This window comes from Oleiphilus sp. HI0061, from assembly GCF_001635675.1.
On record NZ_LWFE01000363.1, the window covers coordinates 1 to 822 of the forward strand.

Annotated in this window: 1 protein-coding gene; it reads left to right on the forward strand. The window is 44.6% G+C overall.

Annotated elements, in window-relative coordinates; all coding sequences use genetic code 11:
• Positions 1–2 precede the first annotated feature (2 nt).
• Complete coding sequence (gene pstB / locus A3735_RS05035) at positions 3–809, forward strand: phosphate ABC transporter ATP-binding protein PstB (RefSeq protein WP_082885800.1); 807 nt, start codon at positions 3–5, stop codon at positions 807–809.
• The last annotated feature ends 13 nt before the right edge of the window (positions 810–822 follow it).

Below are 822 nucleotides of genomic sequence, written 5' to 3' on the forward strand. Positions count from 1 at the left end.
CTATCGATATCAGTTCACTACAGCGTAAGTCTGCAGCTCTAAAGCTGGAAGACGAAAAAATTGCACTAACCGTTGACGATTTACGCTTATGCTACGGTGAAAAAGAGGCCCTTCACGGCGTAAATATGCAGATCCCACAGAACCGAGTAACGGCTTTTATCGGCCCATCGGGTTGTGGTAAATCGACATTATTGCGTTGCTTCAATCGCATGAACGATTTGGTTGATGGCTGTAGCATCACCGGTAAAATCATGCACGAAGGTAAAGATATCTACCAACGTAAAGTCGAAGTGGCTGAACTTCGTCGCCGCATTGGTATGGTATTCCAGAAGCCAAACCCTTTCCCAAAGAGCATCTATGAAAACGTCGCTTATGGCCTGCGTATTCAAGGAATCAACAAAAAGCGTATTCTAGATGAAACAGTAGAATGGTCTCTACGTTCTGCAGCACTTTGGGATGAAGTTAAAGATCGTCTTGATGATAGCGCATTGGGTCTATCCGGTGGTCAGCAACAACGTTTGGTGATCGCACGAACCGTTGCTGTTAAACCAGATGTATTACTGCTTGATGAACCCGCTTCAGCCTTGGACCCATTGTCTACGCTGAAAATTGAAGAACTGATTCACCAGCTAAAAGATGACTATACTATCGTTATCGTAACCCACAATATGCAGCAGGCTGCTCGTGTATCTGACTACACGGCGTTTATGTATATGGGCGACTTGATCGAATTTGGCAACACTGATGAGCTGTTTACCAACCCACGTAACAAGCAGACTGAAGACTATATAACCGGTCGTTACGGTTAGGTTTAGGACTATA